This window comes from Lentzea sp. NPDC102401 (assembly GCF_044765805.1).
GTDB lineage: Bacteria > Actinomycetota > Actinomycetes > Mycobacteriales > Pseudonocardiaceae > Lentzea > Lentzea sokolovensis.
Genome location: NZ_JBIWKS010000001.1, coordinates 532,954 through 559,784, shown reverse-complemented (window position 1 = coordinate 559,784; position 26,831 = coordinate 532,954). Strand labels below are relative to the sequence as shown.

The 26,831-nt window shown below is 69.9% G+C and carries 3 protein-coding genes; 1 reads left to right on the top strand and 2 read right to left on the bottom strand.

The window, feature by feature from the left end:
- Window positions 1–84 precede the first annotated feature (84 nt).
- Window positions 85–1,296 carry an MFS transporter gene (locus tag ACIRG5_RS02580; RefSeq protein WP_402899008.1) on the top strand — a complete coding sequence of 404 codons (1,212 nt, stop codon included), beginning with the start codon at window positions 85–87 and terminating at the stop codon, window positions 1,294–1,296.
- Here the strand turns inward: ACIRG5_RS02580 and ACIRG5_RS02575 are convergent.
- On the bottom strand, window positions 1,280–2,125 hold the full coding sequence (locus tag ACIRG5_RS02575) for an XRE family transcriptional regulator (RefSeq protein ID WP_402899005.1): 846 nt from the start codon (window positions 2,123–2,125) through the stop codon (window positions 1,280–1,282). The genes ACIRG5_RS02580 and ACIRG5_RS02575 overlap by 17 nt on opposite strands.
- Before the next feature lie 10 nt (window positions 2,126–2,135).
- The gene (locus ACIRG5_RS02570) at window positions 2,136–26,756 is read right to left on the bottom strand and encodes a hypothetical protein (protein WP_402899002.1); all 24,621 of its coding nucleotides are present in this window, start codon (window positions 26,754–26,756) and stop codon (window positions 2,136–2,138) included.
- Between the last annotated feature and the right edge of the window lie 75 nt (window positions 26,757–26,831).

Genomic DNA, 26,831 nt, shown 5'->3' with positions numbered 1-26,831 from the left:
GGCCTCGTGCCGTCCGTGCGCGGTCACCGGGAATAACCATCTCGTGGTGGTCAGAAGCGTGCCCAGGATGAGACCTTGGTCGTCGTGACGGAGAAAGCAACGGCACCATCTGTCTTCCGGAACATCGCGTTCCTGCGCCTGTGGACGGGCACGACCGCGTCGGGGTTCGCGATGTGGGCCATGCCCTTCGTACTGGGCCTGGCCGTGCTGGAACGGTCGATCACCGCCGTGGAACTGGGCGTCGTCCTGGCCGCCAGAACAGCGGGTTTCGTCGCCGCAGTCCCCGTCGCCGGTGTGCTGGCCGACCGGCACCCGCGCCGCGCCGTGGTCTTCTGGTCGTGCCTCGTCGCCGCGGTCATGACCCCGGTCATCGCCTTCGGGATGGGGAGGGCCCTGCTGCTCATGGCCGTCGCCGCGACGATCGTCGGTGCCGGTCAGGGCGCCTGCCGGCCCGCGTTCCAGGCACTGGTGGCCGAGGTCGTGCCGGAGGCGGGACGGCAGCAGGCCAACGCGGCGACCACCCTGGCGATCAGGGTGACCACGCTGGTCGCGCCGAGTCTCACCGCGCTCGCGGCACTGCTCCTGGACGCCCGCGCGCTGCTCGCGATCACCGCCGTGCTGTGGCTCTGCGCCGCGCTCGTGCCACCGAAGGGGACGGGCAAGCCGCCGCAGACCGGCGAAGCCCGTGCGGGGTTCGTCGCCGACTTCCTCGACGGCATCAGGGAAGCACGCCGGCACCCGTGGCTGCTCGGTGGACTCGGTGCGCTGACCGCGATGATCGCCTTCGGCTACTCCGCGACGGCCGTGCTGCTGCCGGTGGTGAGCCGGGATCGCTACGACACCGAGGCGGTGCTGGCCGCCGCGACGACCGCGTACACCCTGGGAGCGCTCGGGGGAGCGGTGTTGATCGCCCGCTGGCGGCCGCGGGCGGCGGGATGGGCCTCGCTGGCCGGGCTCGCCTGCTACGGCCTCATCCCGCTGGGCCTGCTGGCGCCGGTGCACCCGTTCGTTCTGATCGCCGTCTACGCCGTCGCGGGGATCGGCATCGAGCTGTTCAACGTCCCGTGGTTCACCGCGATCCAGCGCGAGGTCGAACCGGGCAAGCTGGCCCGAGTGTCCTCTTTGGACTTCCTGCTGTCCTACGGCCTGGCGCCGGTCGGGCTGGCCTTCATCGCGCCGGCGATCGACCGGTTCGGCGCGAGCGCGGTGCTCGGCGTCTGCGCGGTGATCTGCTTCGCCGCACCTGCGGCCGCCGCACTGATCCCGTCGTCGCGCGGGTTCACCAGGTCCAGCTGAACCCGCGGACACCGGGCCGCACGTCCAGCGCCACGTCCAGCAGCGTGCGGCCGGGAGTCACGGCGGAACCGTCCGCGAGCTGGACGACGGACGCGGGCGCGGCGCCCTCGAACGTCACCTCCAGCACGTACTCCCGCGTCGGCAGGCGGAACTTGCGCTCGTAGTTCGTCGCGAGTGGACACGGGTCCTGGTTCACCAGCTCGTGCTCGATCACGACGCTCTCACCTTTGCGCAGCGGCCGTTCGAACAGCAGCTCCGCGACCAGCAGGCCTTCGGACGGTTCCCGGACCACCTGCCCGACGGTGCAGTTCTTCAGGGCGTTGACCAGCGGCAACGGCCGGTCGTGCGAGTCGACGTGCATGATCACGACCCACCGGTCCGGCCCGGTCATCGACGCCGACAGCACCTGCCGCGACCGGAATGCCCGCTCGGTGCGGTCCGCCCCGATCGTCACGAAGTCCTGCTGGCTCACGCGCAGGAGCTGGTCGTCCCACTGCGTGTCGAGGTCGTGCAACGCGTGCTCGACGGGCGACGGAGACGGCCAGAACGCGGACATCGGCGCCGGGGCGTGCCGCAGCCAGCGGCCACGGGGACGCGGTGGTCCCAGGAGCTCGGAGAGGTGGCCCGGCGGCAGCTGCAGGATGTGTTCCAAGTGGACGACGGCCTGCAGCGACTTTTGCCGCTCGGGGCGGCTTCGGCCCGTCTGCCAGTAGCTCAGCGTCGCCATCGAGACCGACACGCCGTTCTGCGAGAGGTGCTCGCGCAGGCGCTCCAGACCGAGACCGCGATTCGTGATCGCCGTCCGGAGCGCCTGCGCGAACTCGTCCACGCGAGCCACGCTAATGCATCTGCACGTCCGGCTGCACCCCTCCGGGCGGCTGGTACGGCCGGTAGGTGACCTGCCGTCCGTCGATCACCATCTCGACGTCGACGGTGTCGGGGAACGGCGGGCCCATCGGCCGCAGCAGCACCGGGTTGCCGCCTGCCTGGTGGATCCGGATGTTGACGCCCTGCTGCGTCGCGATCAGCTGTCCGACCAGGTCACGGGCGTTGCCGGCGCCGACGTTCTCGGCGGCGTCCGGCTTCATGTGCCAGTTCGCGTTCTCCACCAGCGCGCCGTTCAGGTGGCCCTGGTGCATCGGCCTGCTGACGGTGTACTCCGCCACGAACTTCGTGACGGCCTGGTGGCTCGCCGCCAGACCGACCACCTGCTGGCGCAGCGTCGCCGGGTCGAGACCGCGGGCCTGCGCGACGACCGCGTACAGGCCGTTGGTGGTGACCGGCGGCGTGGGCTGGCGGACCAGGACGTCCTCGCTGAGGAACCGCAACTGCCGCTGCGTGTTGCTCACGTGGTCGGACGCCACGAGCCCGTGCGCCGCGACGACCTTCTGGTCCTTCTGGATGCCCGCCTGCATCTGGTCGAACGGCGCGGGCATCGGTGCGGACACCGCCGGGTTCATCCGGTTCTTCTGCGGCGCCCCGAGCTGGGTCTCCATCTTCCTGGGCGGGTTCCACGTGTTCGTGGTCTGCCCGTCGGCAGGAGGCAGGAACGGCTCGACCACGGCGTGCTCACCGGTGGCGAGACGGTCGCGCTCGTCGGCGAACTTAGTGCCCTTCTTGGCGGGCTTGCCGTCGAGGAACCGCTCCGACACGTTCGGCAGCGCGGTGTGCGACTGCGGCAGCTTGCCGTCCGTGATCAGCCCGTAGGCGATCCTGGACAGGTCGGTGCCGGTGTCGCCCGCCACGAAGTCCGTCGTGAACGCCTGACCGCGCACCGGGTGCCGGTTGTTCTGAACGTCCACCTTGGCCAGTTCGGTGGCGGCGTCCATGTCCGCGGCGTCGGCCGGCGTGTGCAGCTTGGCCAGCTCCGCGGCGTAGAACCGGTTGAGCGACTGGCTGAGCTGTCCGAACTCCGCCTGGCCGGGACCGAACCGCACGTTCGGGTCCACCAGCGGCACCAGGCCGTCGACGAACAGGTTCGGTTCCGGCGTGTAGGGCAGCAACGGGTGGATGCCCTGCTGGGTGCGGCGCGCGTGCATGTCCGCGTCGATCACGTGCACGAACCGCTCGTGGAAGCCCGGATCGTCGAGCTTGGCCCGGTAGGCCTCCTTCTGCGCGTCCGTGGTCTTCGAGTCGCTGTTGATGCGGTCGAGGACGTCGGCGTGCAGTTGTTCCGGCGTGACGGCGACCCGGTAGCCGCCGCCGATCATCAACGGCCGCAGCGGCGCCGGGACGTCGGGACCGTCGGCGGGCCCGGCCTCGTCGGCGTCCGTGAGCCGCTTGACGTGGTCGAAGACGTGCACGCCGTCGCGGGTCGTGCGGTCGCCCGCGTCGAAGTCCATGACCGCGACGTACGGGTGCGTTCCGGCAACGGCCAGGGCGGTCACCGCGAACACGTGCGCCTCGCTTTCCAGCGTGGCGTTGCGGGTCTCGCCGAACTTGAAGCCCTGCGGTCCGTACGGAACGCTCACCAGCGCGACCGCTTCCGGCCGGCCGGCGACCGACGGGGTCGCGGTGGCGATGGCGGCGTCGATCTCCGCCTGCGTCGCGCCGTTCACGCCGAGCACGAACGCCACTCGGCCGTCCATGTCCTGGGTGCCGGCCATGACACCGTCGATCACGGTGTCGAGCTGGCCGAGCTCGCTCGCCCGGACGATCATGCTGACCACGAACGACGGCTTCTCGTTGGCCTCGATGCTCGCCCGCGTCCACTGCAGGTAGTTCTCGGCGGTGACCTGTGCGAGCGCGTTGCCCCGGGCCAGGTTCTCGTACGCCGCGTTGTGCACGCCGTTCTCGTTGAACGGCGCGGCTTCCTGCTCGGCCATCTCGACGTCTTCGTTGTCCTCGATGGACAGCTCGGCGAGCTCCTCGCGGGTGCGCTTGGCCGCGTCCCCTGCCGGGTCGTCGCCGAGATGTTCGTTGCCGCGCTTGGGCATGTTCGGCGGCGGCAGCTCGGACCGCTCCTCGACGACGGGCTGCGGCCTGTTGTGCGACTGCAGCGCCTCCATCCGGTTCTGCACCAGCTGGAGGTGGCGCGGCTTGAGCCGGGCGTCGGCCTTGTCGATGCCCTGCGTCATGGGGGTGTTGTCGTTGACGACGCGGCCCCGGCCGTCCTGGTGCTGGAAGATCGGCTTCACGTCGCCGGTCTCCAGGTACTCGTCGCGCAACCCGAGGAAGTGCCCGACCTCGTGCGCCAGGCGCCGGGAGTCGGTGTGCGCGGGCCAGGTGAGCTGGTTGGCCCTGCCCTTCGGGTCGTTCGTGACGTCGATCGTGGCGTGCGCGTCGGCCGGGTTGTCGGTGAACTCGACCGTGACGTGGAACTGTTCGCCGGTGGGCAGCTTGTAGCCCTGGTTGTACAGCTCCTCGACGCCCGCGCGGGTGCGGTCCTGGACGTCGGCGTCGCCGCCGTTCAGGTGCAGCCGGACGGTGAAGTCGCGGACCGGCACACCCTCCACGTTCAACACGCGGTTGTCGTACGCGATCGGGCCGCGCCAGGCGTTCATGGAGATGCCGTGCGGGCCGACCTTCGTCGAGTCGAGGACACCGCCGTCCTCGCCGCGCACCCAGCTGGTGGCCGGGGTCGTGGCACGCGCGTCCGCGATGGCCTGGGAGGACACCGGGTTCTGCGGGTCGAACCACGCCGCGCTCGTCTCCGTGCTGTGCAACGGACTCGGGTCGGCGGGCGGCACGGTCGACGTCGGTGCCTCCAGCGGGGGAGCGGACGGCGCCGGGTCGTCGTCGACCATGCCGTCTTCCTGCAGGTGCGCCTTCATCTCGGCGATCAGCGCGGCGTCGACCGGAACGCCGAGTGCCTGCCCGAGCTCGGCCTGGTTGTCGGTGACGGCCTGGGTGAACTTCTCCGGGCTGACGAGACCTTCCGGGACGAGCATCGACTTGGCGAGCACCTGGTGCACCCACAGCGCCTGGCTGTAGGAGTCGGGTCCGTAGACCGCGATCTCACCGATCGAGTCGGACAGCGGCGGCGCGCCCATCACGTCGATGATCGCGGTCTCCTGGGCGAAGTTGAACGCCCGGTTGTAGCCCTTCTCGTGGTTGAAGATCTCGGAGGCGATCTTCGCGGGGTCCGCCGCGAACGTCGGGCTGTTCTCGAGGGTGTTCCACAGCTGGTGCGACCAGTCGTCGAACTTCCCGTGGCCGGGGTCGTCGGCGAACGCCGCGATCTGCTCGCTCTCGATGATCGGCCGCTCGAACTGGTCGTTGAACGCCTTCCGGACGGCCTCCAGCCCGTGCTGGTCGACCAGCGCCGCGACCTCGCCGGTGCGGGTGTGCAGGACCACCGAGGCACGCAGCAGGTCCAGGCCCGCCTTGTGGTCCAGGTACTTCTGCGGGTTCCCCTTGAGCTCCGCCTCCACCTGCTTCATCAGCGGGGTGGCGTTCTCCACGGCGTCGTCGGTCAACGCCGCCAGCTGGGTCTCGGCCTCGCTGCGGGGAGCGGGAGCAGACGGCGGCACGGGCTCGGCGGCCGGGGCCGGGTCGTCGGCGACCATGCCGTCGCCCTGCAGGTGCTCCTTCAGCTCGGTGACCAGTTCCGGCGTCACCTCGACGCCGAGAGCCGCACCGATCTCGGACCTGTGGTCCGTGACGGACCTCGTGAACACCTCAGGGCTCACGATCGCGTCGGACGGGATGATCTCCGCGTCGCCCAGCACCTTCTGCACCCACAGCGCCTGGCTGTAGGAGTCGGTGCCGTAGACCGGGGTGGCGGCGATGGCGTCGGCCAGCGGCGGTGCGCCGACCAGGTCCGCGAACGCCGTCTCCTGTGCGAAGTTCGTGCCGCGGTTGTATCCCTTGTCGTGGTTGAAGATGTCGGCGGCGAGCTTGTCCGGGTTCGAGGTGTAGGACGGCGTGTTGCCGATCGTGTCCCACATCCGGTGCGCCCAGCCGTCGAACGCGGCCCGGCTCTCCGGCGTGCTCAGGTCGCCGAACTGCGCCAGCTGCGCCGACTCGATGACCGGGCGGCCGAACTCCCCGTTGAACGCCCGCGCCATCTGGTCGACACCGTGCTGCTGGATCATCGCGGCGATGTCGTCGGTCCTCGTGTCGAGCACCACCGACGCCCGCAGCAGGTCGAGGCCCGCCTCGGACTGCACGTACTGGCCGGGGTTCGACCGCAGCGCCGACTCGACCTCGTGGGCGAGCGGCGAGGCGTTCGTCATCGCGTCCGCCGTCAACGCCTGGAGATGGCTCCGCACCACGACGTCCGGCACGCTGGCTGGCGCCTGTGTGCCGGTGCTCGACGAGGTGGTCGCCTCGGTGGACGGCGCGTTCGGAGGCTGCGGTGCCGACCGGGTCTCGACGTCCCTGCTCGTCGAGGCCTCACTGGACGAGGTCGCCCTGGCGGCCGGCGGTTGCGGTGCCGGTCGCGTCTCGACGTCCCTGCTCGACGAGGCTTCGGTGGACGAGGACGTCTCGGTGTCCCTGCTCGTCGACGCTTCCGGCGCCGGCGGTTGCGGTGCCTGCCGGGTCTCGGCATCCGTGCTCGTCGAGGCCTCGGTGGACGAGGACGTCTCCGGCGCCGGCGGAGGCGGCGGGGGAGTGGACGACGTCGTGGTTGTCGACGGCGGGGTGTTGTAGTCGGCGATCCTCTGGTCGACCGCCGCCTTCTTGTCCCACCACTCCTGCTGCCGGCCGTCCGCGGTCGTGCGGGCGTCGTTCAGCCTGGTCTCGGCCGCCGTGACGAGTGCCTTCTGCGCCGCGTGGTCGGTGGCGAGCTGGGCCGCCGCCTGGTCGTGACGGGCCTGCTGCGCGATGCGGGCCGCCTCGAACTGGGTCACGACCTGCTGCTGCGCCACGAGGTCCGCGCGCCGGGCGGCGGCCTCCGCGCGCAGGCCGCCGATCGCGGCGTTGGCAGCGTCCAGCCGGTGCTGGGCGTCCTGCATTCCCGCCTTCGCACTGGTGAACGCGGCTTCCGCGGTGCGCAACGTCGTCTGGGCGTTCGCGTGCGCCAGCCGCGCCGCCTCGACCTGGCCCTGCAGGGCCGCGTTGCCCGGCGTCGCGGCCAGCTGGCTCTCCAGCGTCCGCAGCGTCGTGGCCTTGGCCTCGACGTCAGACTTCGCGTCGTCGATCTCGAACTGCGCGGTCATCGCCAGCGCCCCGAAGCCGCCGACCTTCGGCGACAGCTCGGAGATCGCGTCGACCGTGCGCTGCGCCTCGAGACGGGCGTTCTCGGCCCTGGTCTCCAGGTCCGGGAGCTTCGCCTGCTCGTCCAGGTGCGCCTGGATGGCGTTGTTGTAGTCGATCTGGACGGGCGTGAAGGCGGAGTCGGCCCTGGCGAGCACCGCGGCCGAGTTGTTGATCACCTGCTGCGCGTCGTGCCGCCTGGTGTCGACCTCGACCTCGGCGGTGCGCCAGGCGTCCGCGGCGGTCTTCACCTCGGCCTGGGCGGCCGTGAGCTCCGGGCTGAAGTTCTTGCCCAGCACCGTCTGCGCGTCCGAGGTCGGCATCCGGACCGCGGCCGAGTTCGGCACGGACAGGTCGACGACGGAGGTCTTTCCACCGATCGTCGCGACCACGCGGTACTCCACACCGAACTGCACCAGTCCGGTCGTGGCCTTCGGCTTGAGGTTGTTGACCTTGTTGTCGGTCTGGCCGCCGGAGTTCGCCGTGGCGTCCTCACCGGCGTGCCGCAGCTCGACACCGCTCGTGCCGAAGGTGACGTTGTCCTTCGGGTCGGTGTTCTGCTTGACGCCCGCGCCACCGGTCGCGAGACCGACGGACAGGTCGCCGGTCTCGGTGACCTTCGAGTCCGTGCTGGTCGCGGTGACCTGCGACTTCGGGTTCTCCAGCGCCACACCGTCGCTGAGCGAGCCCAGCGTCGGGTCGACCAGCTTGGCGTAGACCTTGACGTCCGCGTCCTGACCGAACGTCAGCGCGGCCTCGTGCAGGCCCGGCACGTTCAACGGGCCGGACAGCATGCCGGGCAGGTGCGGCTGCAGGTTCTCCGGGCTCAGCGTGGACAGCAGGCTGTTCAACGCGCCCGTGCCCTTGCCGGTCAGGCCCTTCTTCGCGCCCGCGTCCTTCAGCGCCTGGATCGTCGCCTCACGCAGGTCCTGCGCGCCGCGCAGGTTCTCCACCGACGCGCCCGGCGGCAGCGCGGAGGGGCTGCCCTCCTGCTGCCAGTCGGAGACGGCCTGCGGGGTGCCCTGGTCGGCGGTGCGGGAGTTCTGGTCCTTCGTGTAGGGCTGCGGCGCGGCCGAGCCGTCGACCTTCTGGTTGTCCGCGTGCAGGCGGACGGTCATCTCCTGCGCGCCGCTCTCCGCCTTCGCGACGAGCTTGTCGCCCTTCTCCACGACGAGTTCGAACTCGATCGGCATGGTGTAGCGCGCCGCCGGTCCGCTGCCCGCGCGGAAGCTCGCGAACTGGTCCGTCGTGGACGTGGACACCGAACTGCTCTTGGACTGCCCGATGTTCGCCGCCGCCATGACACCCGCGGTGCCGGAGACGTTCGGGTTCGCGCTGCCCGGCTGGGCGAGGCCCGGCGCCTTGAGTCCGAGCCCCCAGCCGGTGGCGCGGCCCTGGCCGTCGGTCACCTTGTGCGAGCCGGCGATCGTCGACTCCATCTCGACGCCGTCGTTGACGACGTTCTGGAACTCCGGGGTGCCCGCCTTGGCCCGCAGGGTGACCTGGAACGAGTCCTTGCCGAACGTGCCGGGCTGGTGCACCAGCAGCGGAACACCGCCGTCCAGCGCGCTGTCGATCATCGCCTTGACGCTGGCCGGCGAGCTGAAGTCGACCAGGCGCTGCAGGTTGCTCATCGAGTCCTTGAGCACCGAGTCCGGCAGCAGCGGATCGCCGAAGCGCTTCGCCGTCTTCGCGTTGACCTTGGTGGAGAGGTCCTCGACCACGTTCGACAGGTCCGGCACGCTCTCCACAGTGGACAGACCGAGCGCGCCGGGCTCACCCTCGACCACCGTCGCGGGCGGCGCCATCTTCGGGAACTCGGGCTTGGGCACGGTCGGCTGCACGTCGGGCAGCAGCCCCATGTCCCGCGCCACGTCCTCGGTCACCCGCACGAAGACGGACTTCGGCAGGCTGACGGTCGCACCTTCGGCCCTCGGCGTGCTGCCGGCGATGAAGTTCGCCGCGCGGCTCTCGCCGACCACGGTGACGTCGGCGTCGAGCTGCACCAGCACGGTGCGGCCGCCCGCGGGCGTCACGTAGTTGCGGTCGTGGCTGCCGCCGACCTCCTTGCCGGTCGACTTCGAGTCCGACCACGGCGTGACCTTGCCGGCCACCGCGAAGCCACCGGCACCGCTGGCGGGCGTGGGCTCACCGGCGGGAGGGGCGGTGGTGTTCGGCTTGATCGGCACGTTGATGCCGCCGGTGACGTCGACCGACCGGTTCGTCGACGACGACTGACCGGCCTTGTAGCCACCGGTGCTGGCGTTCTCGGTACCGGTGTTGTCCGAAATGGACACGATCTTCGGGTTGCTCAGCCCGAACTTGACGCCGATGGCGCCAGTCCGGTCGGTGACCCGGCGGTCGTACTTGAGGCCCTGCTCCTGGATGCCGGTCTCGGTCAGCGTGCGCAGGTTCGCCTTGATGTTCTCCGGAGAGAACATCCTGTCGATCTGGGCGCGCGACGCGGTGCCCGGCACGGTCAGCGCCGAGTCGCCACCGGCCGCGCGGTTGAGCGCGTCGATGGCCTGGTCACGCAGCGCCGTCGTGTTCGCCACGGCTTCCACGTGCAGGAAGTCCGGCGCCTTCTCGGCGGGCCTGGTGCTCAGGAGCTTCTTGACGGTCGGCGCGTCCTTGAGCGTCTTCGGCTCCGGAGCACCCGGCTCGAAGCCCTTGCCAGGGTCGGAGTCCAAAGTGGAGCTGTCCGACACCCACAGGTTGACCGGGCCCTTGATGGGCTTGAGGTCGGTGGCGCCGTCGCCGGTCTTCGCGACCGTGTGCTGCTCCGGCGAGTGGAAACCGGGAGCGCCGGGCACGACCCGCCGCACCCAGGCCCGCGGCCGGGTGAACGTGGTGATCTCGACCTCGAACTCCACGTCGCCCCGGAACACCTGGGCGTTCGGGCTGCCGACGCTCAGCGAGGTGCTGTTGACCGTCGGACCGGCCGAGGTCTTGTCGGTCCACGAGTGGTTGTACTTCACCCCGGCCTGCGGCGCCGGCGTCAGCTTGGCGGCCTTGGTCTCGGCGGGGATGACGACCTTGCCCTCGACGCCACCGCTCCAGCCCTTGGTGGTGCTGGTCGCGCTGTCGAGCTTCGGGCCGGTCGACGACGCGTCACGGACGTTGCGCGCGTCGGCCTGACCGAGGTGCTCGGTGCCGGTCACCTTCGCCTTGACGGTCACGTTGACGTAGGTGTTGGTGGACTTGCTGCTGCTCTTGAGCTGCACCTGGACGCCGGGACCCATGAGGCTGTCCATGTTGGTCCGCAACGCCGCCGGCGAGAGCTGCGAGGTCAGCCTGCGCTGGTTCGCGAGCTGCTCGGCCACGTCGGAGAAGGACTTGCCCTTGCTGCTGCGCGGGTTCGCGTTCGGGTCGTTCCAGCTCGGCAGGAAGTTGCCCAGGCCGGGGATGTCCCGCAGCGCGTCCTCGATCTGCGTCTGGACCTCCGACGCGACCGCGAACTCACCGACCTTGGCGTTGCCCGCGGCGAGCGCGTCGCTCATGTAGGGCGGCGGGAACTTCTGGCCCTTGTTGGTCTCGTCGACGATCTTGTCGCGCGTGCCGTCCGGCGTCGGCAGGCCCATCTGACCCGCCTCGGGCAGACCGACGCGCAGGTAGGACGTGACCGGGATCTTGACGCTCTCGCCGCTGGGCGTGCGGACCTCGACCTCGGCGGTCACCTTGTACAGACCGGTGTCGCCCTTGAGCTGGATGCCGCTCTTGTGCGCGGTGTTGATGCCCGCGTTGACGTTCTCCGCGACGCGCGCGGCGTAGCCGACCGTGACACCGGCCTGACCGCCCACCACGTTCGGCAGACCGGCGTTGAAGCCGGCACCGGCGTTGAGGTCGCCACCGGACTTGGTCGTCGAGGACACCCCACTGCTGTGCGCGGAGGTCTCGTGGAGGCGGAGCTGACCGGTGCCGAGCGTGCCGACGAGCTGCGCGCTCTGCAGCGTCGCCTTCATCTGCACCGCGGCGCCCTTGCTGGCGTGCGGGCTGATCAGGTCCGGCGACGTCACGTAGGCGCCGCCGAGCATCGCGCCGAGGTTGTTGCGGATCTCGGTGGGGCTCAGGAAGTTCTGCAGCGCCTCCCGGCCGGGCGAGCCGACCTTGACGATCGACGGGTGCAGCTTGCGCGCCACGTCGGAGAACGCCTTCGCCGGGTTGTCGACCGACACCGCCTCGGGCGCGGGGTGTTCGAGCTTGGCGCCCCACTGGGCGTCCGGCGGCGTGACCGCGGCGGAGGTGTTGCCCGAGTTCGTGATCGTGGCGAGGTCGTTCGGGATCTGCAGCGTGACGTCGGTGCCGGTGTCGACCGTGGCGACGGGCCTGAGCCCGCCGCTGGCGTTGGTCAGCGTGATGTCGTAGGACACGTTCACCGTGGCCTGCGTCGACCCCTCGCCCGCGCGGATGATCCGCTGGTCGGTGAGCGACGACGCCATGCTCTGCGACTGCGCCGGCGTGGCGAACTGCGCCTTGCCGCCGAGCGAGCCGTACGCGCCGAACCCGTTGCTGGCCGAGGCCGAGCCACCGATGTCGTTGGCCGTGGCGACGGTGTGCGTGGCCGACGACGAGTTGCCCGACTGCGCGGTCGCGTCGACCTTGACGCCCGGCGCGTCCACCGGTGCGACGGCCGTCTGCGCCTGCATGGTGGCGCGGATGTTCGCCTCGTACCAGTTGTTGCCGATCTTGACCTGGAAGTTCCGGCCCTTGTCCAGGAACGACTCGAAGTCGCCGGTGATCGCCTGCTGGATGCGGGCGGCGTCGGCGGGCTTGAGGTTCTCGATCGCGTTCGTGACGTTCTCGGCGCCCCGGACGTCCGTCGGCGCGATGGTGCCCAGCGCCTTGTTGTCCTGGAAGAAGCCGGGCAGGGCCTGCGTGCCCGGCATGACCTGGCCGACGGGCTGCGGCGCGATCACGGTCATCGGGATGGCCGGGTTCGGCGTGGGGGGCGGCGGTGCCGGCCGCGTCTCGACCTCGGTCTCCACCTCGGTCTCCGGCGCCGTCCACACCGGAGCGTCCTGAGTGGACGGTGCAGGAGGCGGCGGAGGAGCCTGGCGGGTGTCCTGGTCCATCGGCTCGTCGAGCGGCCGCGGCGGGTTCGCCGGGTCGTGCCGGGTGAACCTGCTCCTGCCGTTCTCCTGCGGGTGCGCGTCGATCTCCAGCGGAGCCGGAAACACCGGCTTCGTCCAGGTGTTCGCCTTCTTGACGGCCGCGGCGGACGACTTGGAGTTGGTCTCCGGCCGGGGCTCGAAGAACGGTTCGACGGTCGTGGGCCCGGTCGGGCCGTGGATCGTCAGCGGACGGCCGATCTCGGTCGCGAGCAGCTTGGCGGCCAGTTCCTCCGCCTTGGCGAGCTTGGCGACGTCGGCCGGGTACGCGAAGGCGAACGGGTCGGCCTCGGGGTCGGTGACCGACGGCGGGCCCGGTTCGACGAGCGCGGTGACCAGGTGGCCGTTGTCGAGACCGTGTTCCTGGCGGAACTTCGCGATCTCCTTGTTGATCGCGGGCGACGAGATCGAGGCCTTCTGGACCGCGCCGGCCCGCAGCTCCGCCGGGGTCTTGATCGCCGGAGCGGCCTTCGTCTTGCCCTTCTTGCTGGAACCGGCCGCAGGCGCAGGCGGAGCCTGGCTCGTCAGGACGCCGTGCACGGTGTTGAACAGGCCGTCGGGGCGCGGTGCCTCGGCGATCGGCAGGATCCCGTGTTCCAGCGTGCCGAACGTGCGGGTGATGTTGCTCGTGTTGGCCGACATGGCCAGGTTGAGCATCGTGGCCATCTTCTGCTGCTTGTCACCGGGAACGATGTGCTGGACGTCGTCCTCGGTCTTGGCCTTCTTGGTCGGAGCCTTCTCCTCGGCCTCGCTGTCGCTGTCGCTGTCGCTGTCGCTGTCGCTGTCGCTGTCCTCGTCCTTGGCCGGCGTCTCCACCACCGGCTTCTCCGGGTAGACGGTGGTGGGGTCGACCTGCGGGTCCACGCCCATGTGGCCGTGACCGGGGATCGGTGCGGAGATCGCGCCGCCGAGGGTGTTCTTGTCCTCCCAGCCGAGGTGCAGCGCGTCGAGCTTGGACGGCTGCCAGCCGCCGGACGTGCCCGTCTCGGTGCGGACACCGGTCTGCGGGTCGTAGCTGTAGGTGTGCTGGGTGATCTGCTGGGCCTCGCGCCGCGAGTGCGGCTTGTTGCCGGGGTTCGGCGCGCCGTTCGCCCTGGGCTTCTTGTCGCCGTAGCCGTCGCGGATCTTCGCGCCGGACGCGTCGGCCTTCGCCGCCCGGTCCGCCTTGTTGTCGACCTTGCCGTCCGCGTCCGGCAGGCCGCCGTACGCGCGGTTCGTCACCGAGGTGAGCGCGACGTGCGACTGCGGCCACTGCTTGCCTTCGGTCTTCGCGAAACCGAGCGCGAGGCGGGACAGGTCGGTGCCGACCGCGCCCTTGACGAAGTCGCTGGTGAAGTTCTCACCGCGGTACGGGTTGCGGTTGTTCTTCATGTCGACGTCGATGGCCGACTCGATGGTGTTCTTCGTGAGGGAGCCGTTGACCACCGCCTCGACGGCCGAGTCGATCGTGGCCTGCGGAAGATCGGGGCGCTGGGCCTTGTAGGTCGCCTCGACCTCGGACCTGAGCTGGGCGACGTCCGCCTCGGCCTTGTCGATCGCGGCCTGGAACCGCTGCAGCGTCACGGTTTCCGCCGGGGTCGGTGTACGGCCCTCCGCCGCGATGTCCGCCTCGAACTGGGCCTTGGCCTCGGCGAGCGACTCGCTGGGCTTCGGCGGGGCGGGCAGTTCGTTCTCGTGGAGGTCGACGAGCTCCTTGCCGGCGAACTCGTTGATCGAGTCGCTCAGGTCGCCGAACTCGTTGCCGCCGTCGCTGAACTTGACGTCCGGGTCCACGACCGCGACGGCCGCGTCCATGAACAGGTTGGGCTCCGGCGAGTAGGGCAGCAGCGGCGCCGAGTCCTTCTGGCGGCTCCGCGCGTCCATGTCGTCGCTCATCGCCTGCTGGAACTTCTCGGCGAACTCCGGCTTCGCGAGGTAGTCCTGCGCGACCTTCAGCGCGTCGAGCGCTTTCTTGCGCTTCGCGGGCGTGAGCTTCGGATCGCTCTTGACCGACGCCCGTTCGGCGTCGATCCGCGCCTGGGTGTCCGTGACGAGCTTCGCCGGGTCACCGACGCGGTAGCCGCCCGAGTACAGCAGCGGACGGATCGGGCCCGCGTCCGAGCCCATGGACTCGGCGACGTGGGTGAAGATGTCCTTCGGCGGCGCGCCGTCCGGCGTCTGCACCTGGCGCGAGCCGGTGTCGAAGTCCTGGAACGAGATGTACGGATGCGTGCCCTTGCCGTTCATCGCGCCGATGGCGAACTGCGTGGCAGAGCTGTGCATCGTGCCGTTGCGCATGCGGCCGAACGGGAAGCCGTCCTTCGGGACGAAGGTCGGCAGCGGCACGAGGGCGATCGGTTCCTTCCGGCTCGCCACGTCGTTGTTCGCCTTGGCGATCTGGCTCTCGATCATCGCGTCCGCGCCGGTCGGGCCGTTCACGCCGATCACGAACACCATGTCCTTGCCGAGCGGACCGGCGTCCTTGGTGATCGCGTCGATGACCTTGTTGATGTCGGCCTTGGGGTCGTTCAGCGCGCTGTGGCTCACGATCATGTTGACCACGAACGACGGGCGCCTGCCCTCCTCGACGCTCTTCTTGAGGTTGCCGAGGTAGTTCTCCCTGGTCGGCAGCTCGACCTCGACACCGTTGGCGAGCTTCGCGAACGCGGGGTTGTAGGCGAAGTCGACGTCGCCCAGCGAGAGCCTGTCCAGCTCCGCGGCCAGGTTGTCGAGGTCGGAGTCGCTCTGGACGTCCGAGTCGACGTCCATCGCCGTGTCGGTGTTGCTCGGCCCGGCCTCGGTGTTGGTCCAGCGGTCGGCTTCCGGCTTCTTCTTGGTGGTGCGGTCGTCGACCGGAGGGTTGCTGTCGCTCTCGGGGGAACGATCGCGCTTCGTCGCCACCGGACGGGTGTCCCCGTCCGGTGTGGAGTCCGGCGTCGTGCTCGGCGGCGTGATGGCCGGGCCCGGCGCGTCCAGCCTGGTGTCCGGGACCATGACCTGGCTGTTGGCCGTGCGTTCGACCAGCCAGAGGTGCCGCGGCCGCAGACCGGGCTCCTTGCCGTGGACGTCGGCGCCCATCATGCCGCCGTCGTTCTTGTGCACGCCGGAGTTGGTGTCGTGCTGCTGGAACACGCGCGTGGTGTCGCTGTACTCGTCGGGGATGCCGAGGTAGTGCAGCGTCTCGTGGGCGAGGATTTCCTTGGTGGCTTTGGCGTTCCAGTGCGTCTGGTCGACGTTCGGGTTGTTCGGGTCGACCTTGATGCTGGTGTGCGCGTCGGCCTTGTTGTCGGTGAACTCCAGGTTCAGGTGGAACTGGTCACCGCTGGGCAGCCGGAAGCCCTGGTTGAGCAGATCGTTGACGCCCTTGGTCGCCTTCTGCTTGACCTCGGCGACGGTCTCGGGGTCGGTCTTCGCGGCAGGGTCGATGTGCACCTTGACGGTGTACTCCTGCACGAAGTTGCCGGGCGAGGTCTCGATGCGGCGCAGGTCGTAGTTGATGAGGCCCTTGTAGGACTTCAGGTTCGACGGCGTGCTGTTCGTGCGGACGTCGTGCACGACCACGTCGACCGTCTTGACGTTCGCGTCGGCCCTGCGATCGGCCCACGTGCTCGGGTCGGCCGGCTTGCTCGGCGCGAACCAGTCCGCGGTCTTCGCGGGGTCGTGCCGCCACGACTCGTCGGTGAGGACGTCCTTGCCCTGGTGGGACTCCGGGGTCGGCGGGGTCATCCTCGGCGGCGCGCCACCGCTCTTGATCTTCTTCGGCGCGTCGGTCCTGGTGTCCGGCGCCGGGGGAGCGGGCGGTGCCGCGGGCGGCGCGGGACGAGTCTCGGCGCCACTGCGGCTGGTCTCGGCCACGGAGGATTCCTGCGGCAGAGGCGGCAACGGCCGCTCGTCGACGTTCGAGGTCGTCGTGGTGGTCGTCGTCGGCTTGGGCGGCACCGGCGGCGGGGTGTTCGCCGCGGTGTTGAACGCGTCGACCTCGTTGTCCACCTTGGCCTTGGCGTCCCACCACAGCTTCTGCTTGGCGTCCGCCTCGCGCCGGGCGTCGTCGAGCTTCGTCTCCGCGTCCTTGATCGCCTGCTCGGCCGCGGTCTGCTCGTTCACGAGCTTCTGGCGCGCGTCCTCGGCGGCCGTGCGGGCGGCCTCGGCCTTGGCCGCGGCCTCCTTCGGACCCTGCAGGTCGGTGCGGGCGTCCGTGGCGGCTTGACGCTGGACGTCGAGTTCCGCGCGCGCGTCGGCGATCTGCTGCTGCACGTCGGCCAGCGCGGTGTGCGCCGCGTCGGCCTCCTGCGTGAGCCGGTCGATCTCGGCCTGCGGCGCACCGTTGTCCCGCGCGTCGTTCACCGCGTTGTCGGCGATCTGCGCGTCCTGGCTCAGCGACACGGCCTGCGCGTTGAGGTCCTTGATCGCGGCACGGGTCCGGCCCGCGTCCCTGATCGTGTTGTCGAACGCCGTCTGGACCGGCGCGACCTTGGCCTCGGCGTCGAGGTGCGCGTCGATCGCCGTGTTCAGCGCCGTCGACGCCTCGCCCAGCTTCTGGTCGGTCCGCGCGAGCACGGCCGCGGCCTCGTTGATCGCGTCCTGGGCGTCGTGGCGGGCCTTCTCGACGTCCTTCTCCGCGGTCCGCCAGTCGTCGGCCGCCTTCTTGACGTCGGTCTGGGCGTCCTTCAAGGAGTCGCTGAGATCGTGATCGCGCTTCAGCACATTCTTGATCTCGGCGGCCGGCACGCGCACGCCGGCCGAGTTCGGCACGGACAGGTCGACGACGGAGGTCTTGCCGCCGATGGTCGCGACGACGCGGTACTCGACGTCGAACTGCACGAGACCCGTGCGCGAGGCGTCCTTCGGCTTGACGTTGCCGCCCTGGGCCTGCGCGGGACCGCCGGACACCGCGGAGGAGTCCTCACCCGCGTGCCGCAGTTCGACACCGCCGGTGCCGAAGTTGACGGTGTCCTTCGGGTCGGTGCCCTGCTTGACCGCCGCGCCGCCCTGCGCGAGACCGACCGACACGTCGGCGGTCTCGGACACCTTGGCCTCGCTGGAGGTCTCGGTGGTCTTCGTGGCGAGCGGGGTCTCGATCTTGACATCGTCGCTGAGCGACCCGAGTTGCGGGTTGACGAGCTTCGCGTAGACCTTGACGTCGGCGTCCTGCCCGAACGTCAGCGCGGCCTCCTTCAGGCCGGGCACGTCGAGCGGGCCGGACAGCATCGACGGCAGGTGCGGCTGCAGGTTCTCCGGGCTGAGCGTGGAGAACAGGGCGTTGAGCGAGCCAGTGCCCTTGCCGGTCAGGCCCTTGCCCGCACCGGCGTCCGTCATCGCCTTCACCGCGGCGTCGCGCAGGTCCTTGGCACCGCGCAGGTTCTCCACCGACGCGGTCGGCGGCAGCTGCGAGGCACGGGTGTCCTGCTGGAACGCGAACGTCGCCTCAGGAGTGCCGAACTCGCCGCTGCGCTTGCTGGCGGCGGACATGTACGGCTGCGGATTCCCGTGACCGGTGGTCGGCTGGGAGATCTTCTGGTTGTCCGCGTGCGTGCGGACCTTCATCTCCTGCGGGCCGCTCTCCGCCTTCGCGACGAGCTTGTTGCCCTTCTCCACGACGAGCTCGAACTCGACCGGCACGGTGTACTGCGCCGCCGGGCCACTGGCCGTGCGGGTCTGGCTGAACGCCTCGTTGGTCGAGGTCGTCACCGAACTGCTCTTGCTGCCACCGATGTTCGCGCCCGCGCTGACACCCGCGGTGCCCGAGACGGCCGGGTTCGCGCTGCCCGGCGAGGCCAGGCCCGGTGCCCTGATGCCGGCACCCCAGCCGGAGCCGCGGCCGACGCCGTCGCTCTCCTTGCGGGAGCCGCCGGCGTTGTGCGACATGTCCACGCCGTCGTTGACGACCTGGTCGAACTGCGGCGTGCCCGCCTTGGCGCGCAACGTGACCTGGTACGAGTCCTTGCCGAACGTGCCGGGCTGGTGCACCAGCAGCGGAACGCCGCCGTCCAGCGCGCTGTCGATCATCGCCTTGACGCTGGCCGGCGAGTTGAGGTCGACGATGCGCTGCAGGTTGCTCATCGAGTCCTTGAGGACCGAGTCCGGGATCAGCGAGTCGCTGCCGAACTTCTTGGTCTTCGCCGAGAGCTCGCCGGTGAGGTTGTTGACCACGCCGGAGAGGTTCGGCACCGACTCCACATTGGACAGACCGAGTGCGCCGGGCTCGTTGGTCGCCACCGTCGACGGCGGAGCCATCTTCGGGAAGTCCGGCTTGGGCACGCTCGACTCGACCTTGGGCAGCACGCCCATCTCGCGCGCGACGTCCTCGGACACCCGCACGAACACCGACTTCGGCATGTCCACCTTGACGCCCTCGGCGTTCGGTGTGCCGCCGTGCAGGAAGTTCCCCGCGCGGCTCTCGCCGACGATGGTGAACTCGGCGTCGACCTGGACCAGCACGGTCCGCGCGTCACCGGGGGTGGTCCGGCCGCGGTCGACGTTGCCGCCGACCTCGTTCGACGTGGTCTTGCTGTCCGACCACGGCGTGATCTTGCCGGTCACCGCGGCACCGCCGGACCCGCTCGGGTTCGACGGAGTGCCCGCGGGCGGCGGGGTGACGTTCGGCCGCACCGGGATGTTGATGCCCGCGGTGAGGTCGACGGACCGGCTGGTCGAGGACGACGAACCGGCCTTGTAGCCGCCGCTGACCGAGTTGTCGGAGCCGGTGGTGTCCGAAATGGACACCAGCTTCGCCTCGCCCAGCTTCACGGACATGCCGATGGCGCCGGAACGGTCGGTGACGCGCCGGTCGTACTTCAGGCCCTGTTCCTGCACGCCGGTCTCGATGAGCCGCTGCAGGTTCGCCTTGATGTTCTCCGGGGCGAACATCTTGTCGATCTGGGCACGGGACGCGGTGCCCGGCGTGGTGAGCGACGAGTCGCCGTTGGCCGCGCGGTTGAGCGCGTCGATCGCCTGGTCGCGCAACGCGGTCGTGTTCGCGACCGCCTCGACGTTGAGGAACTCCGGCGACTTCGGCCGCGCGTCCTTCGGGTTGAGCAGGTCCTTGACGGTCGGGGAGTTCTCGAGCTGCGTGGGCTTGGGGTCACCGGGCTTGAAGCCGTCGCCCGGGTCGTTCTTGAGCGTCGAGCCGTCCGACACCCACAGGTTGACCTTGCCGTCGATCTTGTCGAGGCCGGCGCCGGTCTTGGCGACCGTCGTCACCTCGGGCGCCTGCTGGCCGGGTGCTCCCGGCACGACGTTGCGCACCCACGTGCGGGGCCGGGTGAAGGTCGTGATCTCGACCTCGAACTCGACGTCCTGCTGGAACACCTGGGCGTCCGGGCTGCCGGGGTTCGACGACGTGGCGCTGACCGCCGGTCCCGCCGCGGTCTTGTCCGTCCACGAGTGGCTGTAGGACACACCGGCCTGCGGCATCGGGGTGAGCGAGGCGACGCCGGTCTTCACCGGGATGTTGACCCTGCCCTGCACGCCACCGGTCCAGCCCTTGGTGGTGCTGGTGCTGGCGTCGAGCTTCGGACCGGTCGTGGTCGAGTCGCTGACCGGGCGCGCGTCGGCCTGGCCGAGGTGCTTCGGGTTGCTGACCTTCGCCTTGACCGTGACGTTGACGTAGGTGTTGGTCGTCTTGCCGGAGTTCTTCAGCTGCACGGAGACGCCCGGCCCGAGCAGACTGTCCATGTTGGCCTTCAACGCGGCCGGGGACAGCGTCGCCGCGATCTTGCGCTGGTTCGCGAGCTGCTCGGCGACGTCGGCGAAGCCCTGACCCTTGCTGCTGCGCGGGTTCGCGTCCGGGTTGTTCCACTTCGGCAGGAACTTGGCCATGCCGGGGATGTCCTTCAGCGCGCCCTCGACCTGGCCCTGCACCTTGTTGGCCGGCGTGAACTCGCCGACCTTCGCGTTTCCGGCGGCGATCGTGTCGGCGACGAACGGCGGCAGGAACTTCGTGCCGGCGGTGGCCGGGTCGGTGATCGAGTTCCTGGTGCCGTCCGGAGTGGGCAGGCCTACCGCACCGGCCTCGTGGAGGCCCATGCGCATGTGCGTGGTGACCTCCATCTTCACGCTTTCACCGGACGGGGTGCGGACCTCGACCTCGGCGGTGACCTCGTACATGCCGGTCTCGTTCTTCACGCCGATGCCGGTCTTGTGGCTGCTGCTCGACCCCGCGTTCACGCCCTCCGCGGTGCGCGCGGAGTACGTCGCGGTCGCGCCGACGGTGCCGCCGACCTGGCCGGGCACGCCGATGTTGCCGCCGCCTCCGACGGTGGCGTCGAACCCGGTCTTGGTGGACGCGGACACACTGCTGCCCCAGGACGAGGTGTCCTTCAGGTCCAGTGGCGCCGTGTCGTGCGTGCCGACCAGCTTCGCTTCCTTCAGCGTCGCGGTCATCTGCACCGCGCCGGCCTTGCTGGCGTGCGGGCTCAGCAGGTCGGGGGACGTGACGAAGCCGCCGAGCATCGAGGGCAGGTTGTTGCGGATCGAGGTGGGGCTCAGGAAGTTCTGCAGAGCCTCGCGGCCGGGCGAGCCGACCTTCGTGATGGACGGGTGCAGGCCGGCCGCGACGTCGGTGAACGCCTTGCCGGAGTCCTTGACCACCACGGCTTCCGGGACGGCGTTCTCGAGCTTCGTGCCCCACGCGGCGTCGTCCGGCTTCTTCACGTCGGACGTCTTGCCGGAGTCGGTGATCGTGCTGAGGTCCGCGGGGATCTGCAGCGTGACGTCCGGGCCGGTGCTCAGGGTCGAGAACTGCTTGGGGTTGCCGGACGCGTCGGTCAGCGTGATCTCGTAGGAGACCGGGACGGTGACCTTCTTGGAACCGTCGTCGGATCCCTTGATCGCGCGCTGCTCGGTGGTGCTGTTCGTGTTCGACTGCGACACCGCGGGCGTCGCGAGCGCGGCCTTGCCGCCCGCCGTGCCGTACGGGCCCATCGCGACACCGGCCGTGGCCGAGGCGCCGACGTCGTTCGACGTGGAGATGGTGTTCGTCGTGGTGGTCGACGTGGCGGCCTGGTAGTTCTTGTCGACCTTGGTGTCGGCGTCGGTCGCGACGTTGGTGTCGGCGTTCGCGTGCATCTCGGCGCGGATGTTCGCCTCGAACCAGGCGTTGCCGATCTTCACCTGGAAGTTGCGGCCACCGTCGAGGAACGTCTCGAAGTCGTTCTCGATCGCGTTCTTGATGCGCGCCTGGTCGTCCGCCTTGAGGCCCTGGATCTCGGCCACGACGGCGTCCGCGCCGCGCACCTCGGTAGGCGTGATCGACCCGAGTGCCTTGTTGTCCTGGAAGAAGCTCGGCAGGTTCGTGTCCGGCACCTGGCCGACCGGCTGCGGCGCCACGGTGGTCATCGGGATGACCGGGTTCGGCGTCGGCTTCGGCGGCGCGGGACGGGTCTCGACGTCGGCGTTGGTGTCCGCGTCGGGGGCCGACCGCGTGTCCGTGTCGGGCGCGGGCGGAGCGGGGCGCGTGTCCGCGTCCGCCTCCTGGCGCGCTGCCTGGACCTCGTTGGTGAACTCGCGGAGGGCCTCGAGGTGGCCGGTGTTGTGGCCGCCCGCCTGCGCGTCCTGGATCTGCTGGTCCAGGTGGGTCTGCACGGACGCGATGTCGGCGTCGCTGAACTGGCGCCAGCCGTAGGAGTTCGGGTCGGCGGGCTGCTGCAGCGCGTACGTGGTGAGTGCCGCGTCGCGGTTGTTCGTGAACTGGTCGACCCGGTTCTGCTGCCACTGGACGTCGCGGCCTGCCCGCTCGCGGCGGGCTGCCTGGTCGTCCAGCATCGACTGGGTCTTGAGAGCGTCGGGCACCATGTCGGCGGCGTTCCACCGGGTGCTGTCGGCCTTGGCCTTGGCGAGGCCCTGCTCGGCGATCTGCGTTCGCTGGTCGTAGATGTGCGGGGGACCGGCGTGGCGGGAGATGTCGATCGCGTTCTGGATCGCGGCCGCACGGTCCGGGTTGTTGCTGTACGCCGAGTTCTGCTGCATCTCACGCAGCGCCGGGGTGTCCAGGCCGTACAGCGACGCCGCGAACGACCGCGCCGGCGTGCCCTCCTGGACGGGACCGAAGCCGCCGGGGACGACGAGGTCCACGTCCGGGTTCGAGGGTCGCGCCGACGGGTCCTGCATGAACGGGCCCGGTTCGGCACGGGGCGCGGGCGCCGGTGCGGGCTGCGCCTGCCCGACCTGCTGGTTCTGGTCGGCCGCGCGGTCCCGGACGTCGCCGGCCGGCTGGGCCGGCGCGTCGTTGTCCGAGTGGACGGACGAGGCGTCGTCCACTCCGGCCGGCGGCGTCTCCGGCCGGTAGGGCACTGCGGCGTCGGTGAGCTGGAGGTCCTGGAGCTGGCCGTACAGCCGATCCAGCTCCGGGGTCGGCTGACCACCGATGCGTGCGTCGCGGATCAGGTCCGTGACGTGGTCCTGGAGGACCTCGACGTCCTGCGGCGTCACCGACTGCCAGCCGGGAGCGTCCAGATCGTCGGGGGGCAGGTTCAGCGCGTACGTCGTCAGCGCGTCCTTGCGGTCGTACTGCAGCGTCATCAGCTCGTTGGAGAGCTGCGACTGCTGCTGCCTGAGCTCCTGCTGCTGGGCCTGGCGCTCGGCCTGGTCCGTGCGCATCAGCTCGGACTTGAACATGTCCGGAAGCGCGTCGGTGACGTGCTTCAGGTCGGTCGCCTTGCGGTGGTTGTCGTTGATCTCGGTCTGGAGGTCGCTCAGATGCTGCTGGATGCCACCGGGCTTCTGCGCGATCTCCAGGTTGCGGGACATCTGGTTGATCTCTTGCACGTGGAACGGGTCGTTGCGGTGCTGCACGGCGAGGTCGGCGAGCTCGGCGGGGGTCTTGCCGAAGAGCGAGGCCCTGAACGCCGCGAACTCCTGTCGCGGGTCGAGCCCGCGGTTGCCCGGCTGCGCGTCGAGATCGGACTGCACGTCGACGTCCGACTGCACGTCGAGATCGGACTGCACGTCCGACTGCACGTCGGAGTCGGGACCGTTGAGGGCGGCCTCGTTCGCCAGCTCCTGGCGGCGCTGTTCCAGCTCCAGCTCGAACTGGCGGTTGTTGAACTCCCGGGTCCTGGCATCGAGGTCGCGCAGGCGTTCCGCGCGCGCTTCGATGTCCGCGTTCATCTGCTCGATCTTGGCCTGCGTGGCCTGGATGTTCGCGTACATGTCCGCGGCCTTGGCGAAGCGGTTGTCGTAGTCGGGGTTGCCGACGAACGACAGGTTGTGCTCCGTCCGCTGCACCTGGGCCTCGGCCTCGGCGATCTTCTGGTCGAAGTCGACCGAGGTGTCGACCTCGCCGCCGAACATGCGGGTCAGGAGACCCTTGACGCCGGTGTTCGCCGACTTGCCGGCGCTGTAGTTCTCCAACGCCACCTTGGCGTCTTCCAGCTGGGTGGACAACCCGTCCAGACCGCGCGTCGAGGCGTGGGAGAGCACCTTGCGGACGTCCGCCTCGTTCTGCACCCGCGTCTGCAGGTCCTTGAGGCTCTGCGCGTCGAACCCGGCGTTCTCCGCCGCCGCGATTTGCTGGGTCAGGTGGGCGTCGAGCTGGGGGAGCACGCTCGGTTTGATGCTCGCGAGCCCGTCCGCGTTCGGGCCCGCGACCTGGGTGTCGATGATGTGGGTCATGCCCACGTTCGGGCCCTCGGCGTTGAGGGTGTCGATCTGGCTGTTGGTGTTGTTCAGCAGATCGGTGAGGGTCGCGACCTGCTCCTTGATGGCGGCCGTCTGCGCCTGCTCCTGCGGGTTCTGCATCGCCTCGGGCTTCCAGGAGCCCTTGGACTTCGCGTCGTCGATCCGGTTCTGCAGGTCCGCCGACCGTTGCATCAGGTCGTTCGTGAAGACCTGCGGACCGCCGGGGTGCGCGGCCGCGCGCTTGATCAGCTGGATCTTCTGCGCCGCGTCGTACAGGCCCTTGTCCTGGCGCCCCTTGTACAGGTCGCCGACGGTCTGGTTGACCTCCGCGGAGGACTTGCCGCCGAGCCAGGCCTCCATGCCGGCGCGGACCTCCTGCGGCGTCGGGCCGCCGAGAGCGCCGAACGTGCCGTTCTGCGAGGAGACCTGCACCTGCGGCGCGCCCGCGGGGCCGTGGACGGTCTGCACGCCGTTGTTGTCGACGACGAGCTGCACGCCCAACGACTGTGCGACCGTGTCAGGCAGGTGCGAGCCGACGTGGGAGTCGGCCCAGGACGGCGTCTGCAGGGCGTGGGTGACGAGGTCGGGCGACGTCGGCAGCGCGCCGTTCTGCTTCACCTCCTGCGTGACGTGGTTGACCATGTCGACGTCGCCGGGCTTCATGCCGTCGGTGTTCAGGCCGGCGTTGACGACGTCCCAGCGCTTCGGCGTCCCGTTCGCGAGGTCGTTCGCGAGGTTCGCCCGCCACTGGTCCACCTTGGCGTCACCGGTGAGGCCGGGCACGTTCGGTTCCAGGTCGGGGTGGAACTTCGCCAGCGTGTCCGGGTCGACCTGGCTCGCGACCCAGTTCGACAGGGCGGGCGGGTTCAGGCCGGGGTGGTTGTGGTTCTGCGGGTTCTGCCGAACGTCGTCGAGGACGGCGTCCACAGTGGACTTGACGTCGCTGGTGCCGACCACCGGTGACGCGTTCGGGACCGGCGTGTTCTGGAACGCGGCGCTGCGCAGCACCGACTCGACCAGACCGACCTTGTCCAGGTTCGGCAGGTGCGTCTGGTTGTTGGGCCGCACGTCGGCGTCCACGTCGGAGTCGACGTCCCAGCTACCGGGCAGGTTCGGCGTGTCCGAGGGCATCGGACGCGTCTGCACGTCGGGGCCGGGGGTGTTGTTGTCGGTGTCCGGAGTGGACGGTGCGGGCGTACTGTCCGCGGCGGGCTTGGGAGTCCAGTCCGCGGGAGGCGGCACGGTCGCGGGACCGGCCGGGTTGATCGTGGTGTCGGGCACCGCGACCTGGCTGTTGGCGTTGTTCTCGATCAGCCACAGGTGACGCGGCCGGATGCCGGGGTCGTCCAGGTGGATGTCGGCGCCCATCATGCCGCCGTCGTTCTGGTGCACGCCGGAGTTCGTGTCGTGCTGCTGGAAGACGCGGCTCGAGTCCTTGTACTCGTCCGGGATGCCCAGGTAGTGCAGGGTCTCGTGCGCCAGGACCTCGGGGCTCGTGTCGGTGCCCCAGTGGGTCTGGTCCGGGTTGGTGGTGTTCGGGTCGACCTTGATGCTGGTGTGCGCGTCGGCCTTGTTGTCGGTGAACTCGAGGTTCAGGTGGAACTGGTCACCGCTGGGCAGCCGGTGGCCCTGGTTCAGCATGGAGTTGACGCCGTTGGTGGCGTTCTCCTTGACCTGCGCGATGGCCTCCGGCGTCATGTTCGCGGCAGGGTCGATGTGCACCTTGACGGTGTACTCCTGCACGAAGTTGCCGGGGCTGGTCTCGATGCGCCGCAGGTCGTAGTTGATGAGTCCCTGGTAGGACTTGATGTTCGACGGCGTGCTGTCCGTGCGGACGTCGTGCACGGTCTGGTTGACGGTCCGCACGTCGGTGTCGTTGCGGCGGTCCGCCCACGTGCTGCGGTCGGCCGGGTTGTTCGGGTTCGACCATTCCGCGGTCCTGGCGGGGTCGTGGCGCCACGACTGGTCGGTGAGGACTTCCTTGCCCTTGTGCGACTCCGGGGTCGGCGGCGTCATCGCCGGCGGCGCACCGACCTTCGGCACGTCCTTGCGGGTGCCGTCGGGGTTCAGGTTCGAGGCCGGAGCGGGCGGTGCCGGGGGAGCGGGCGGTGCCGGCGGGGCGTTCTGCGCGGGCGGCGGGGTGGCCGGTGCGTCCCTGGTCGGCGCCGGGCCGTTGCCGGTGGTCTGCTGGGTGTTCGGGGACGGCGCGTCGGTGTCCGCGGACTTGTTCGTGTCGGTGTTCGGCCTGACGTCGGTGTCGGGGTTGACGTCGGTGTTGCCGTTCGCCGGGGGCGCGCCACGGGTGCCGTCCGTGGTGGCGTCGGTGTCGGGGTTGGACTCGGCGTCGAAGAAGGAGTCGGTGTCGGAGTCGACGTCGCTGCTGGTGCCGGGGTTGGACTCGGCATCCACGTAAACGTCGTTGTCGGACTCGCTGTCGCTGTCGGACTCGGCGTTGGCGCCGGTGTTGGTCTCAACGTCGCTGTCGAACCCGAAGAGGCCGCCGCTCATGTCGGGTCCGTCGGATTCGGCGTCGCTTTCGACGTCGTTGCCGGTGTTGGTTTCGGTGTTGGTCTCGACGTCGCTGTCGGTGTCGGACCCGAAGAGGCCGCCGCTCATGTCGGGTCCGTCGGATTCGGCGTCGCTTTCGACGTCGTTGCCGGTGTTGGTTTCGGTGTTGGTCTCGACGTCGCT